The organism is Phaeodactylibacter luteus (assembly GCF_007993045.1).
GTDB classification, from domain to species: Bacteria; Bacteroidota; Bacteroidia; order Chitinophagales; family Saprospiraceae; genus Phaeodactylibacter; species Phaeodactylibacter luteus.
Genome location: NZ_VOOR01000025.1, coordinates 38,728 through 52,594, shown reverse-complemented (window position 1 = coordinate 52,594; position 13,867 = coordinate 38,728). Strand labels below are relative to the sequence as shown.

At 55.3% G+C, this 13,867-nt stretch carries 9 protein-coding genes; 6 read left to right on the top strand and 3 right to left on the bottom strand.

Annotated elements, in window-relative coordinates; translation table 11 throughout:
- Positions 1–35: 35 nt before the first annotated feature.
- Both FRY97_RS12740 and tyrS read right to left on the bottom strand, forming a co-directional pair.
- A complete protein-coding gene (locus FRY97_RS12740) occupies positions 36–2,096 on the bottom strand; it encodes a hypothetical protein (RefSeq protein ID WP_147167924.1) in 2,061 nt (686 codons plus the stop codon).
- Positions 2,097–2,186: 90 nt separating this feature from the next.
- A complete protein-coding gene (tyrS, locus tag FRY97_RS12735; RefSeq protein ID WP_147167923.1) occupies positions 2,187–3,461 on the bottom strand; it encodes a tyrosine--tRNA ligase in 1,275 nt (424 codons plus the stop codon).
- A gap of 244 nt (positions 3,462–3,705) precedes the next feature.
- Here tyrS and FRY97_RS12730 point away from each other — a divergent pair, with 244 nt between their 5' ends.
- Entirely contained in the window at positions 3,706–4,530 is an 825-nt protein-coding gene (locus FRY97_RS12730; RefSeq protein WP_147167922.1) for a ZIP family metal transporter, read from the top strand.
- A 390-nt stretch (positions 4,531–4,920) separates the two neighbouring features.
- Here FRY97_RS12730 and FRY97_RS12725 read toward each other — a convergent pair whose 3' ends face one another.
- The gene (locus tag FRY97_RS12725; RefSeq protein ID WP_147167921.1) at positions 4,921–6,369 is read right to left on the bottom strand and encodes a DASH family cryptochrome; all 1,449 of its coding nucleotides are present in this window, start codon (positions 6,367–6,369) and stop codon (positions 4,921–4,923) included.
- A gap of 166 nt (positions 6,370–6,535) precedes the next feature.
- Between FRY97_RS12725 and arfB the strand changes: the two genes are divergently transcribed.
- From arfB to FRY97_RS12700, 5 genes are all read left to right on the top strand, one after another.
- On the top strand, positions 6,536–6,943 hold the full coding sequence (gene arfB / locus FRY97_RS12720; protein WP_147167920.1) for an alternative ribosome rescue aminoacyl-tRNA hydrolase ArfB: 408 nt from the start codon (positions 6,536–6,538) through the stop codon (positions 6,941–6,943).
- Positions 6,944–6,985: 42 nt separating this feature from the next.
- Complete coding sequence (locus tag FRY97_RS12715) at positions 6,986–7,852, top strand: ChaN family lipoprotein (RefSeq protein ID WP_147167919.1); 867 nt, start codon at positions 6,986–6,988, stop codon at positions 7,850–7,852.
- A 10-nt stretch (positions 7,853–7,862) separates the two neighbouring features.
- Complete coding sequence (locus FRY97_RS12710) at positions 7,863–8,492, top strand: SCO family protein (protein ID WP_246141716.1); 630 nt, start codon at positions 7,863–7,865, stop codon at positions 8,490–8,492.
- Positions 8,461–8,868 carry a c-type cytochrome gene (locus tag FRY97_RS12705; RefSeq protein ID WP_147167918.1) on the top strand — a complete coding sequence of 136 codons (408 nt, stop codon included), beginning with the start codon at positions 8,461–8,463 and terminating at the stop codon, positions 8,866–8,868. Before FRY97_RS12710 ends, FRY97_RS12705 begins: the two co-directional genes overlap by 32 nt.
- A gap of 367 nt (positions 8,869–9,235) precedes the next feature.
- Positions 9,236–13,762, top strand: coding sequence for a choice-of-anchor L domain-containing protein (locus FRY97_RS12700; protein WP_147167917.1), 4,527 nt, complete (start codon positions 9,236–9,238; stop codon positions 13,760–13,762).
- Positions 13,763–13,867 lie beyond the last annotated feature (105 nt).

Below are 13,867 nucleotides of genomic sequence, written 5' to 3'. Positions count from 1 at the left end.
TCAATCAACAAGCCTGAGGGGCCACCTTGTCATGCCTACCGCTGCCCCTCATCGGCCAGTCCGTAGATGCGCCCTTCCCCCGGCTGCAGCCCGGGCAGGTGCCAATGGCCCTGAGTTTGCAACAGGGACTTTTTGTCGAGGTTGGCGGTATGTGTAGAAAAAGCCTGCTGCACCGCCATTGGGGCCAGCCCAAGGGCAGAGCGTGGTATTTTCAGATTTTGGGCCGGACCCTCCCCAAAATTCACTACGGCCAGCAGGCGAGCCTGCCCGCCCAGCCACCAGGCCAGGACACGGGTAGCCCCGGTTGGGTCGGGGGGCAACAGCCATAGCGGCTGCAGGTCTTCAAGCTGCCTGTTGTAGTGGTCCCTAAGCAGGCGCAAGCGGGACAGCCGGCCGAACAGGGCTTTGTTCTGCCCCCAAACATAGGGGCCGTGCGTAGCTTTGGGCCCTGAGCCTATGCGGAAAACATACAGCTTGGTATAATGCTCGTTGGGCGCGGGCGCGGGGTGGCCATCCCGGCATTCAAAACCGTTGCCCATATAGCCGGGCATATCGGGCAGGAAAGCCATGGCGAAGTAGCGGGCTTCGTTGCCGTGGAGGTAAAATTTATCGAAGCGGGGGTCATCCTTATCGCCTGTCATAATGGTAAAGGCAGGGGCAAAGGCACGAGTAGCCTTCAAATCCAGGTACCGGCGGAAATGCTGTAGGAAAACCGGGCTGCCGGGCACCATGCTCTGCAGGTCGCCCAAGGTGGCATCAGCCAGGGAAAGCTCCAGGTGGTCATTTTCATCTCCGTAGGCCATAAAGCCCGGCCCGGCCAGGAATGTCTCTGCAAAATATCCAAAGTAAGGCTTGACCTTTTGCACGGCCTCCTTCACTGCCCGGTGGAGGTCGTAATAGGCACCGCCCTCCACCGGCACCCCATCTGGCCTCATTTGCACATGCGACATATCCCCGCGCATAAAGTCAAAATTGAAAGTTTCCTGTAAGGCCAAAAAGTGCTGGCAGACATAATCCCAGGTTGCCGTTCTGGGCTTGCTGAAATCGATGGCCCAGTCCTTATTATCGTCCAGGCGGCCGTAAAGCTTGTAGCGGGTCAGCGGCCCAAACACCCTCGACATTTCGGTAGGGGCGGTGATGCGGTATTCGTACCAGGTGCGGCCTTCGCCATCGGTAGACTGGGTTTCGGGTCGGGGGTCTACCTCCAGCCCCCGATAAGGGGGGGCCATGGTAGCGGGCACCGGCTCATAACCTTGCCCATAAAGGAATTGCACAAGCTGCCCCCTCCTTTTGCCCCGCTTTTCGTACTCCTCTTTTTGCCCAAAAAGCAACTGCAGGCGGGTAGGCTCCGAACAGGATGGGCCGAACAAATCAGCGGCAGAGGCTGGCACAGGCAAGCCTTCCACTGCAGGGCCCACCTCTTGGAGGAAACGCAAGACCTGCCCTTCCACCTCCTCGTGCAGCTCTGCGCGGTGGCTTACGATCTGATCGCCTTCCCTTTTCAGCCACTCAAAGTGCTGGGGGTTGGCCAAAACCATCTCAGCGTACCGGTCGGTATGCGGGATGACGTCCATCCCCACAAGCCGCCCATCGGCATGCAGGAGGCCGACAACGGCTCGGAGCTGCTTGTCCACGGTATCCAAAGCGGGGATCGCGCTTTGGAGCTCGGCGCTGAAAAACTCGGGATTGATGTGCCAGCTGGCCATACCGTAGAGGCTGGCTACCACGCCCGGCTCCCAAATGGGCAGCAAGTGTATGGCGCGCTGATGGGCGGGGAGGGTGAGGGCATATTTGACCAAGCTCCAGAAGCTGCCCAGCGTACGGATGTTAACCCCTACCATGTCGGTGTGCTTTACCCAGCTGCTGCTGCCGCTGCCCGCGAGCGGGCTCGGGAATGCCTCTTGCCCATGTAGGCACCGCTCCAGTACGGCCTCCCCAAGGCGGCGCCGGAGGAGGGCCAGCACTTCCTCGGCTGGCAGAGCAACCGCTTCCTCAGGGAGGAGCCCCGGGAGGAAGCCCACCTCCCCAGAAACGTATGCCGGAAGGTATTCGCGCCAATTGTCAGATATTGCAATATTTGCTGTACTCCCTGCCATCGTTCCGTGCCATTTTGGTTTAGGCAAATGTAAAAACAAAAGCCGGAAGCGATATCACTTCCGGCTTTGCCTTGCTGTTATGTTTTCCGGCTACCTGGCCAGCAACATAAACTTGTTCTTCTTGCCGTTCTCCACCATGATGAACTGCCCGTGCAGCAAGGCCTCCGCCCCGATGATAGCCTCATGGCTGGACACTTTCTCCTTGTTCACGCTTACGGCGTTGCCCTGTACCGCCCGCCGGGCTTCCCCTTTGGAGCCAACTACTTTGGTATGCTCCGCTATCAGGTCTATGATATTGACCCCTGCAGCAACAGCCGCTTTAGGCAGCTCGAAGGAGGGGATCTCAGCTGCTACAGTAGACAGCTCAGCTTCTGTGAGGCCCAAAAGCTGTTCCCGGCTGGCTTTGCGGTCAAACAACAGCTCCGACACTTTGAGCACCGAATCATAAGCTTCCTGGCCGTGGATGCGGACCGTCAGCTCCTCTGCCAACAGGCGCTTCAGCTCTTGGGGGTTGCCCTGCAGCTCAGCTTCCCGGCGCTCGATCTCCTCCTTCGAATGGAAGGTGAAGTAACGGGTGAACTTGGAGATGTCCGCATCTGCAGCGTTGATCCAGAACTGGTAAAATGCGTAGGGGGAAGTCAGGTTGGGGTCGAGCCAAATATTGCCTTCAGTCGATTTGCCGAACTTGCTGCCGTCTGCCTTGGTCAGTAGCGGGGTCGTCACGGCATAGGCTTTTTCATTGAGGTTGCGGCGGATGAACTCCGTACCGCTCGTGATATTGCCCCATTGGTCAGAGCCCCCCATCTGCAGGGTGCAGCCATACTGATTGAACAGCACCTGAAAATCGTAGCCCTGCAGCAGCTGATAGCTGAACTCGGTAAAAGAAAGCCCGGTGTCCAACCGTTTTTTCACCGACTCTTTGGAAGTCATATAGTTGATGGTAAGCGTCTTGCCCACATCCCTGAGGAAATCAAGAACATTCATATCCTTGTAAAAATCCAGGTTGTTCACCATGATGGCCTTATTAGGGCCCTCTTCAAAATTGAGCAGGCGCTTCATCTGCTCCACCTGGAAAGACAGGTTGCTGTCCAGCTCCTCGTAAGTCTTCAGCTGCCGCTCCTCATCCTTAAAAGAAGGGTCGCCTATGCGGCCTGTGGCCCCGCCCATCAAGACGATAGGCTGATGCCCAGAACGCTGGAACAGGGTAAGGAGCATCAACTGCACATAATTGCCGATGGTGAGCGAGGGCGCTGTGGGGTCAAAACCGATATAGCCAGCCACTTTGCCATTTTTGAGCACTTCTTCGACACCGGGAGTAGCGTTGTGCAGCATCCCCCTCCATTCCAGTTCTTTCAGAAAATCCATGGTTGTAATTTTGGAAGCCGGGCAGCATATTTTCCTGCCCCAAATCAGTAATATGCATTGACAAAGGAGGGAACAAGGCGAGGCCTCAAAGCGTTCCCGTCTTCAAAAATAGCGCCCAAATATAGGGAATGAGGCGGAGTAATTGCGTGCAGAAACCGGAAATACAGCGACTTAGAAAAGCAAAATTAATTTTTTAGACGGCCTTAGAAATTATTGCTTAGCTTTGTGAAAACAACAACAGCTTATGGAAGCGATAACAACTTGGATCAGCGGTTTCAGCCCAGCCATACAAGCCTTAGTTGCCACCTTGTTCACTTGGGGCGTAACCGCATTGGGCGCAGGCCTGGTTTTCTTCTTCCGCAAAATCCACCAAAAAGCACTGGACAGCATGCTGGGCATGGCAGCAGGCGTCATGATCGCCGCGAGTTTCTGGTCTTTGCTGGCCCCGGCCATTGCGATGACGCCGGAGGTCACCAACCTTCCCGAATGGCTGCCTGCCCTGATAGGCTTTGTTAGCGGGGCGCTCTTTATTGCAGCCCTAGACCGTGTCCTTCCCCACCTGCACATAGGCGGGACCCTACAGGAGGCAGAAGGCATACCGACCAACTGGCGGCGCAGCATCCTGCTGGTGCTGGCCATCACCCTGCACAATATACCGGAGGGGCTGGCTGTTGGCGTGGCCTTCGGCGCAGTCGTGCACGGCCTGCCTTCGGCGACCATAGGGGCTGCAGTAGCGCTGGCCATCGGCATCGGGCTGCAGAATTTCCCGGAAGGGGCTTCGGTCTCTGTACCGCTAAGACGGGAGGGCATGTCACGCAGGAAAGCTTTCTTTTACGGCCAGGCCTCTGGGGTTGTAGAGCCCATCTTTGGCGTGCTCGGGGCGGTCGCGGTGCTGACCCTGCGCCCGGTCCTGCCCTTTGCGCTAAGCTTCGCAGCAGGCGCCATGATCTTTGTGGTCGTGGAAGAGCTTATCCCGGAAGCCCACCGGAACGGGAACCAAGACCTCGTTTCCATTTCCGTCATCGGCGGGTTCTCGATTATGATGGTCTTGGACGTAGCGCTGGGCTAAGCGCTTTACCGGAGCAGATACAGCCTTAAAAATCAAGTACTTGCCCAATCAGATTGTCGTTTTTCAGCCTGCCCCCTCCGCAAGGATAGGGGCCTGCCCCTGCCTTGAGGGCAGGTGCCGCTATGCTACGGGGCTCGCTATCCGCTCGGCCCTGTCGGGCCTGCCGCCCCTTCGCAGCGCTAGGCCAATGCCAGGCTAAACCCGAGAAGCATGCCCCCCGCGGCATTGGGGTTCACGCCCACCCTACCTACTGTAACAGCATAGCCAGTAGGATACTGGCGAAGCCACTACCTTTGCGTTCAGCGGGCTAAATGGCCATTCATTGAGGAAACCAAGCCCCTAAGGCGTTGATTTTGCGATAGGAACAAGTTACAAACCTAGGTTTAGGGCCTACCTGGCCCGCCACCGCTCGGTGCCTATCATAGATTGGGGGTAATCTGCTCCGATGTGCAGCCCAATCTGCTGCTGCTCTTCGGGGGTGAGCAGGTCAGGCTGATGGATTTTATCTGCTGGCACGCCAGCCAGCTCCGGCAGCCAAGTTTTCACGTACTCCCCGCTAGGGTCATATTTGACTGCTTGCGCGATGGTGTTGTAGGCCTTGTCTTCGCGGGAGTCGAAGGTCAGGCCAGCCGCAGCATTCCAGTTCATCCAATTGCTCGCTACATCGTAATCCACCAAGACCGACTCAAAGTACTCTGCGCCCATCTGCCAGCTGACGCCCATGTCGTTGACCAGGAAGCCTGCTACGTTTTGCCGGCAGCGGTTGGAAAGGTACCCGGTGGCAGCCAGCTCCCTCATGCCTGCATCGATAAATGGTACGCCGGTGCGCCCTGCGGTCCACTTCCTCAACAGCTCCATATCCTCTTTGAGATGAGGCTTAGGCTCTTGGGCCAGCCCCCCGCGCCCAAAAACCACGGGCCCGTGTTTTTTCACCATCAGCCGGAGGAAGTCCCTGTAAATCAGGCTGTGCTTCAGCTCCGTCACAGAACCTTCTGCCCCCCGCTCTTCCGCATAAGCGGACAATTGGTGGAACACCATTTTGGGAGAGACACAGCCCTGTGCCAGCCAAGGGGACAACAAGCTGCTGACGCACTGCCCCACCACGCCATCTTGCTCGTCTGCATAAGCATAAACATCATCAGTGCCCCAAAGGAATTGGTTGAGCCGCTGCAGCCCAGCAGCTTCACCGCCCTCAAATCGGACCCCGGGAGAATGATCCGAGTGCTCCGGCAAAGGCCTTAGCCCGAGGCCATCCAAAGTTGGGATCTCCCCTTCTTCTATGCGCACCATAATGGGCTGCATCTGTCCTGGGGCAGGCAGGGGCGCCCTCACCGGCACATAGCGTTCTACTTCCTTACGGAATTGAGAAAAAGTATCCGGTGTGTGGGTAATGGGGAAAGGCAAATCTGCTGTATAGTAAAGCATTTTCCCTCTGGCATACCGTATTTCCTGCCCAATGGTCCAAAGGCGCTGCTCCAGCTCGTCCTGTACATACACTTCGTTGGGCGTGCGCTCCCGGTTGCAGAACACCCAATTGGACTTTACCTTCCCCGCCAGTTCGAACAAAATCTCCTCTGGCCTGCCAACCCTGACGATGAGGTTGCTCCCGATGGCTTTCAAGGCTTTCCGGAGGTGCTGCACACTGTCGATGATAAACTGAGCGCGGTGTGCGCCGGTTTTCGGGAACCCGAACTGATGCGTCTGCCCAAGGAATGCCCGTTCGTCAAAAATATAGACGGGAAGGACTTCATCCGTTGAGGAAATGGCATCACAGAGCGCTTCATTGTCATGTAAACGCAGGTCTTGCCGGAACCACATAATACCGCGCTTGGTGTACATATCGAGTTGAGGCTTAAATCTTGATTGAAATGGTGTGGAAGCAAAACACAGGATACCCTATTTAGTTTGTGGCAGAAGGGAAAATCGGCCTGCTTGCGCAGCCTGAACTATAAAGTGCTCCTGGCCGTTCACAAAGCAGGACTGTAGAAAAGAAACCACTGTTTTTATGCAAAAGGAAATCGTAAACCGAGAACTCAATTACCGGACTTCGCGCAGCTCTGGCAGCGGCGGGCAGCATGTCAACAAGACAGAAACCCGCGTTGAGCTGTTGTTCGACGTTCAGGCGTCGGCGGGGCTGAGCCCGGTGGAGAAGCGTCGGGCGGCCAAAGCCCTGGCCAACCGCATCAACAGCGATGGCATTTTGCAGGTGGACAGCAGCAACAGCCGGTCTCAGCTCCTCAACCGGAAAGCCGCCACGCGCAAGTTTTTCCGGCTCTTGGAAAAGGCCTTGCAGCCGCCAAAACCAAGAAAAGGCCCTTCCCCCCTGCGGGCCGACAACCGCAAGCGGCTGCAGAACAAGAAGCGGCGTTCAGACAAGAAAGCCCTGCGCGGGAAAGTCCAATTCCCGGATTAAACCTATCTTCGGCACTCTTTTTCATCCTGTCAAACTCCCACTATGCGCACCTTACTTTTCTGTATTAGCCTATTGCTGAGCGTTCATGCCAATGCTCAAGACCTCAAAGCTTATCAGCTGCTCAATGCCGAGGGCGGAGCGGCTACTTTTGCCGACATCGTCAAGAAAAGCAAAAAATCAGATGTGGTTTTCTTTGGCGAGCTGCACAACAACCCGATCGCCCATTGGATGCAGTATGAGCTCACGAAAGCCCTGCACGAGGAGGCCAAAGGGAGCCTTGTCCTTGGTGCAGAAATGTTCGAATCGGACAATCAGCTGCTGCTCACCGAGTACCTCAATGGGACCATCCCTGCCAAAACCTTTGAAGACGAGGCAAGGGTATGGAACAACTACAAAACGGATTACAAGCCGCTGGTAGATTTTGCGCTGGAAAAACAGCTCCCTTTTATCGCGACCAACATCCCGCGCCGGTATGCCAGCCTGGTGTTCAAAGGCGGGTTTGAAGCCCTTGAGGGCTTGGCCCCGGAAGCACAGCAGTATATCGCCCCTTCCCCTGTGCCCTACGACCCCAACCTGCCCGGGTACGTCAAGATGGTGGAAATGATGGGCGGCCACGGCAGCGGATCGGCAAACTTCCCCAAAGCCCAGGCGATAAAAGATGCGACCATGGCGTATTTCATCAGTCAGCACCTGCCCGAAAAAGGCGTCTTCCTCCACTTCAACGGGAGCTACCATTCCGACCATTACGAGGGCATTGTCTGGTACCTTAAGGAAGCCTATGCCCCTAAAGCAAAGGTATTGACCATCACTACACTAGAGACGGACGACTTGTCTGCCATCCCAGAAGGAGAGCAAGGGAAAGCCGACTTCTACCTGCTTGTGCCCTCTAGCATGACCAAAACGTATTAACCATTAATCCATGATGCGCCCTTTTTCAAAACTGGGTTTAGCCCTAAGCCTGCTGCTCCTTTTTTCAACTGCCTGCCAACAACAGGCGGAGCTGCCCATACTCAGCCCTAAGGATGACAGGGGGAGCTTCCTCCCTGTACCGGATTTCAGCTTTGTCAATCAGGACAGCATGCCGGTCAGCCGCGCTACCTTTGCGGGCAAGGCTTATGTGGCGGACTTCTTTTTCACCTCCTGCCCGACCATCTGCCCGGTCATGGCACAACAGATGCTGCGGATACAGCGCCATTTCAGTGGCGACAGCCGGCTGCTCCTCCTCTCACACACCATAGACCCTGGGCGGGATACCGTGCCCCGCCTCAAAACTTATGCAGAAAACCTGGGGGCTATCCCCGGGAAGTGGCATTTCGTGACCGGGGACAAAGACAGCCTTTACGATATGGCTGATGACTACTACAATCTTGTGGTAGAAGACCAAAACCTGCCCGATGGGTTTGACCACAGCGGCCGTTTCACGCTCGTGGGGCCAAAGGGCTACATCAGGAGTTACTGCAACGGCACTTCCCCCGAAGAGGTCGGGCAATTTATCAAAGACATAGAAACCTTGCTTCATGAAATGGAAGACGCTACTGCTCAGCATTAGTTTCGGCACACTATTCATCCTGGCCAGCTGCAGGGACGACCCCTACAAGCAGGGGCGCATCCTTTACCAGAACTTTTGCGCCAGCTGCCATATGGACGATGGCAGCGGGCTGGCCGGCAACATCCCGCCCCTGGCAGGTGCCGACTATGTTGCCCAGCACCAGGAGGCCCTGGCTTGTATTATCCGCTACGGCATGGAGGGCGAAGTAGTCGTCAATGGCACCACTTACAACAACCCGATGGAGGGGATTGGCGCGCTGTCGGACTTTGAGATCACCAACGTCATCAACTACATCAACCACTCTTGGGGGAACGACTATGGCTACATGACATACGGTGAGGTCAAAAAAGCCTTGGCCAACTGCTCGGAGGATTAGTGCCTCAAGCCATGAATCCTTGACACCCCAAGTTTCGTTCTTTTCCGCCTACTCTTCGTTAAAGAACCGCTCCTTTAGCTCGGGCTAAAGTCGCGAACCTTCGCCTTGATTAGCCGGAAAATAACTCCAGCTTAAGTATCAGAGATTTATGACTTAAGGCACTAGCCTAAAAAAAATGGGCAGTATGCGTCAAATACGGAACAAAATAACATCAACCTGCCGCAATTACGCTCGTATTCCCTACTTTAGTTGCTGAAAATAAAAACTACACGCTGTAGGCAAAAGGGCTCGCAATGCCCGGCTGTGCCAGCATTACAGCTCCCTTTCAGTACATATACTTTCGCAACACGCACATCACACTAGACTTATGATGAAGAAGTACGCTTTCCTGGCATTTTTCGTACTCCCATTTGCCTTGCTCGCCCAACCTGTAAATGACGACTGTGCAGGTGTAATCGATTTAGGCGTAGCGCCAGCCTGCCCAGACACTACATTTTTCACGAATGTGGGCGCAACACCAAGCGACATCGGCTTTGGCAACATCCCGGATTGCTTCAATGGGGGCATTGTCGGCAATGATGTGTGGTTTGCTTTTACGACCTCTGATACCATCTTTGACTACACCATAACCGTGACCGGCCTGGCTGATGGCATGGGCGCAGCGGGCATGACCAACCCACAGGTAGCCATCTACCGGGGCCTGTGCGCCTTTGACAACTTGGCAGAACTGGACTGTGAGAGCGCAGAAGAAGGGAGCGATTTTGTGGAGCTAGACATCATGGGCTTAACGCCGAACGTAACTTACTACCTACGTATTTCTGACTATAGCGCTACCGCAACACCCAACTGGGGCACTTTCCAGGTTTGTGTAGACGAAATGGAGCCGGCCAGCAATATCGACGAGGGGGGCTCTACGGCTTGTACCGGCATCCTTTTTGACAGCGGCGGGCCAGACGGGGACTATGGCAACAACGAGAACTTCGAGTTCAACATCTGCCCAGACCAGCCCAATGAATGTATCATCTTCACCCTCGATTATTACAATATTGAGCAGGGCGGCTTCATCCCTACCGATGTCCTTACTTTTTATGACGGGCCGAGCGCTGATCAGGGGGTATTCATCGCTGATATAGGCGGCAGCGACTTTGTAACCGACGAAGGCGGAGGGGCCGTCTGCTACGAGGTGCGCGCCTCAAGCGGTTGCCTGACCGTCGTTTTTACCTCTGATGCACAAACTTCTTTCGAAGGCTTTCAGGGGTCTTGGCAGTGCAGCCAAGAATGTGACCCCTACACGCCTGTCGTCATCAACGATAACGCTACCGAAGAGGATATCGTGGAGTTTGTCTCTACCCCAAGTGTTACCGCGACCATCACAGACATCAACTGCCCGGATGTCTCTTACGGCACCTTTGAAGCCGGGGATAATACCGACCTTGGGCTGGAGCGGGGGCTCCTCCTCACTACCGGAACGACGAGCTGGGCCATCGGGCCTAACAACGACGGGGGCGGCGGCAATTTCAATTCCAACAACCAAGCCCCTGGAGATGACGACCTGGATTACCTATCCGGTGTCTTTGGCGACGCTACCCTTTCGGAAAATGCCTGCGTGGTAGAACTCGACGTTTTTGTCACGACCGATGAGCTCTCCTTTGAGTACGTTTTTGGCTCGGAAGAGTACCCGGAATTCGTAGGCGATGGCTTCAACGATATCTTTGCCTTCCTGGTCTCCGGCCCAGGCATTGTAGGAGACCCCAACATGAACAACCAACAAAATATCGCAGTGCTGCCGAACGGCATTCAGACGCCCGTACAGATCAACAGCGTGAACAACCTGGAAAACTGGGAGTTCTACCGCAACAACACCGATGGGCTCAGCCTACAGTACGATGGCCTGACCTCTGATTTCCTAGGAGTCAAAAAGAGCCTGACGGCCTCTACCCCCGTACAGCCTTGCAATACCTACCACCTGAAGCTGGCTATTGCCGACCGGGGCGATTCCTCCTACGACTCCGGCGTGTTTGTCTCTGAACTCAAAGGGGGCACTCCTAACCTGGGCGTTCAGTTCTCTTCTGGGATTGACTACCTTGTAGAAAACTGCACAGACCAAGAAGACTTTGTCGTCATCTCCCTGAACCAGCCCGTAGAAGACAGTACGACCTTTAAAGTGACCATCAGCGGTACTGCCGACAATGGAGAAGACTACATCCTGGATATCCCCGACGAAGTCCTTTTCGAGCCCGGGCAGTCCGAAATCTCATTCCCGTTGACGACCCTCACGGATATGGAAATGGAGGAAACAGAGACCCTCATCATCGTGCTGAGCAATGACTTTGGGTGCGGCGAAGTCGTCTATACCACCCTGGTTGTGGAAATCCGTGATGAAATCTCCGTAAATATCGATATACCGCAGGATACCGCGCTCGTCTGTGCAGACAGTTCGCTTGTGCTGTCCGTCAATGGAGCAAGCTCCTACTTCTGGTCTCCGGTAAGCGTATTCGATGAGCCGACAGGCGCCTCCCCTTCTGCTTCTCCGCAAATGTCGCAGTGGGTGTACGTAGAAGGCATCGTAGGCCCTTGTGTCGCCAATGACTCCATCTTCCTCCAATTGGTAGACCCCAACATTGCCGCAACACCCGTTGATACTGTCTTCATTTGCCAGGGCGATCAGGTACAGCTTTCGTCGACCAACAACGTCGGCGACCAAAACCTACAGTGGGCGCCTGCCATCGGGCTGAACGACCCCAACGCCCCCAACCCTATCGCTACACCGGAAGTCAGCACGGACTATATCGTCTCGGTAGACGTCGCGGGCTGCGTAGTGCAGGACACGGTCAACATTGACGTATCCCCCTTCGACTTCCCTGACGTGGCAGCGGATACCATCATCTGCCAAAATTATAGCGTACAGCTGGCTAGCTTCATCGACCCACAGCTAACGACAACGACCTTTGAGTGGACTCCGGCCACAGGCTTGGATGATGCTTCGATCGCACACGCCACGGCCACCCCGGATGTCACCACTACCTACCAGCTATTTGCGGAAAGCGGCAACGGTGCCTGCTCCCAAATCGGCGAAGTAACGGTGACTGTCGTACCGGCTGATATTGATATTGTCGCACCGGCCAGAGACAGCGTGGAGATCTGCTTGGGCGATGTGGTCAACCTACAAGCAGATATTTTGAATGGTGCGGCAACTGATATTACCTGGAGCCCCAACAACGGGACCCTAAGCGATACTACCGGCCTGACAGTCTCTGCCAGCCCTGAGGTCTCCGGCTGGTACTTTGGCTCATTCAACGCAGGCGACTGTCAAGTTTTCGACTCCATCTATATCCGCGTAGATTCTATACCGGATAGCGAAATTATCGCTGACCCCGCGAAGGACAAATACTGCGCAGGGGAGATTGTCACCCTGCGCTCTAACACTTACGAGCCGTCCTTCTTCCCCGACCTCAGCGCTGAGTGGCAAGCCGGCCCGGGGCAAGAGACCCCGGACAGCCTTTGGAACTTGGTGCTCACCGTGATCGACACCTTCGAGTATGTGCGCATCACGACCAACCGGGGCTGTACAGATACCGCTTCCATCCTCTTGTTGGTACAGGAACCTCCTGTGGCCAGCATAACCCCTGCGGATACCCTGGTCTGTGTGGGGCAAGCCGTCAGTTTTCAGCTGGAGATCACCGGAGAGTACGAGTCTTTTGAATGGACGGGCAGCAACCTGAGCTGCAACGATTGCTTTGCGCCTACTGCTTCCCCTGCAAGCGGCCGGTATGAGGTCTTGATAGAACAGGAAGGCTGCGACTTCAATGCCATTGCCAACGTGAATGTCATCCCCGATCCTGTGCTGCAGCTGAACACCATCAGCATCATTTGCCTGGGCGAAAGCGTCGAGCTGAACACCGCTTCTGATGGCAACAGCACTTACACTTGGACCGCCTCTGACCCAGCTTACACCTCCACCGATCCGCAGCCGGTGGTAACACCTGCTGAAACGACTACCTACTATGTGATAGCTGACAATGGCTCCTGTACCCCTGTTCAAGACAGCATTACCATCAATGTGATCGGCGAGGTCATGCTCGACCTTTTCCCGGACGAGTTCGACCTCTGCTTTGGCGAGTCCACTAACCTCAATGTCGAGGTGTTTGGCGGCAGCCCGGAAGATGAATTCTTCTGGAGCGGCAGCGATGGAACGACTTACGAGGGCGCCCCCGTTACCGTCAGCCCGACAGATACTACGACCTATACCCTCACCTACGTGAGCGGCGGCGGCTGCACCACCATCACGGATTCGTTACAGATAGCGGTGGAGCCTGTCTTCCAGCTCGATGGCATCGACATTTCCCAAGATTCCATCGGTGCTACTTTCTTCGAAGGGGACGAAGTCGTCCTGACTGCAATTTATGAGTCGGATTTCAACCCGGAGGAGCTCACCTTCACTTGGATGGCTGTAACGGCTGATTCCAACCTGGTCATCGGAAGCGGCTTAGGGCTGGAACAGATCAGCTACCAGTTGCTTGAGGCTGGCACTCAAACCTTTATGCTGCAGGTGACTACGCCCGAGGGTTGCGTTTATATCGTACAGCTGGAAATTGATGTGGATGAGATCAATGTCAATGTGCCCAATGCCTTTACGCCTAATGGGGATATGCAGAACGACTTCTTCAACTTCTTGGCAGAGGCCAATGCAGATCAGATCCAGGTCTTGGAGTTCAAGGTGTACAACCGCTGGGGGCAGCTGGTTTACGATAACGACACTCCAGAAACCGGCTGGGACGGCCAGTTCAACGATAAGCCGCAGCCATCTGAGGTCTATTACTACCGCATCCGCGTTGCCCGCCCTAATGGGTTCGAGCTTGATCCTTTCCAAGGAGATGTGACTTTGGCGAGATAGCGCCTGCTTTTGGAAACAGCAGATCAAAAGCCGCTCCCCTTTGTTGGGGAGCGGCTTTTGTTTTCCCTTTGCGAATTATAGCCTATCTGAGCCTTGCGCTGCAAG

What these genes read in the sequence shown, in the direction of transcription:
- arfB (WP_147167920.1), top strand. Translation starts at nt 6,536, where the DNA reads ATGCAAAAGGAAATCGTAAACCGAGAACTCAATTACCGGACTTCGCGC.
- FRY97_RS12715 (WP_147167919.1), top strand. Translation starts at nt 6,986, where the DNA reads ATGCGCACCTTACTTTTCTGTATTAGCCTATTGCTGAGCGTTCATGCC.
- FRY97_RS12700 (WP_147167917.1), top strand. Translation starts at nt 9,236, where the DNA reads ATGATGAAGAAGTACGCTTTCCTGGCATTTTTCGTACTCCCATTTGCC.
- FRY97_RS12710 (WP_246141716.1), top strand. Translation starts at nt 7,863, where the DNA reads ATGATGCGCCCTTTTTCAAAACTGGGTTTAGCCCTAAGCCTGCTGCTC.
- FRY97_RS12740 (WP_147167924.1), bottom strand. Translation starts at nt 2,096, where the DNA reads ATGGCAGGGAGTACAGCAAATATTGCAATATCTGACAATTGGCGCGAA.
- FRY97_RS12725 (WP_147167921.1), bottom strand. Translation starts at nt 6,369, where the DNA reads ATGTACACCAAGCGCGGTATTATGTGGTTCCGGCAAGACCTGCGTTTA.
- FRY97_RS12705 (WP_147167918.1), top strand. Translation starts at nt 8,461, where the DNA reads ATGAAATGGAAGACGCTACTGCTCAGCATTAGTTTCGGCACACTATTC.
- FRY97_RS12730 (WP_147167922.1), top strand. Translation starts at nt 3,706, where the DNA reads ATGGAAGCGATAACAACTTGGATCAGCGGTTTCAGCCCAGCCATACAA.
- tyrS (WP_147167923.1), bottom strand. Translation starts at nt 3,461, where the DNA reads ATGGATTTTCTGAAAGAACTGGAATGGAGGGGGATGCTGCACAACGCT.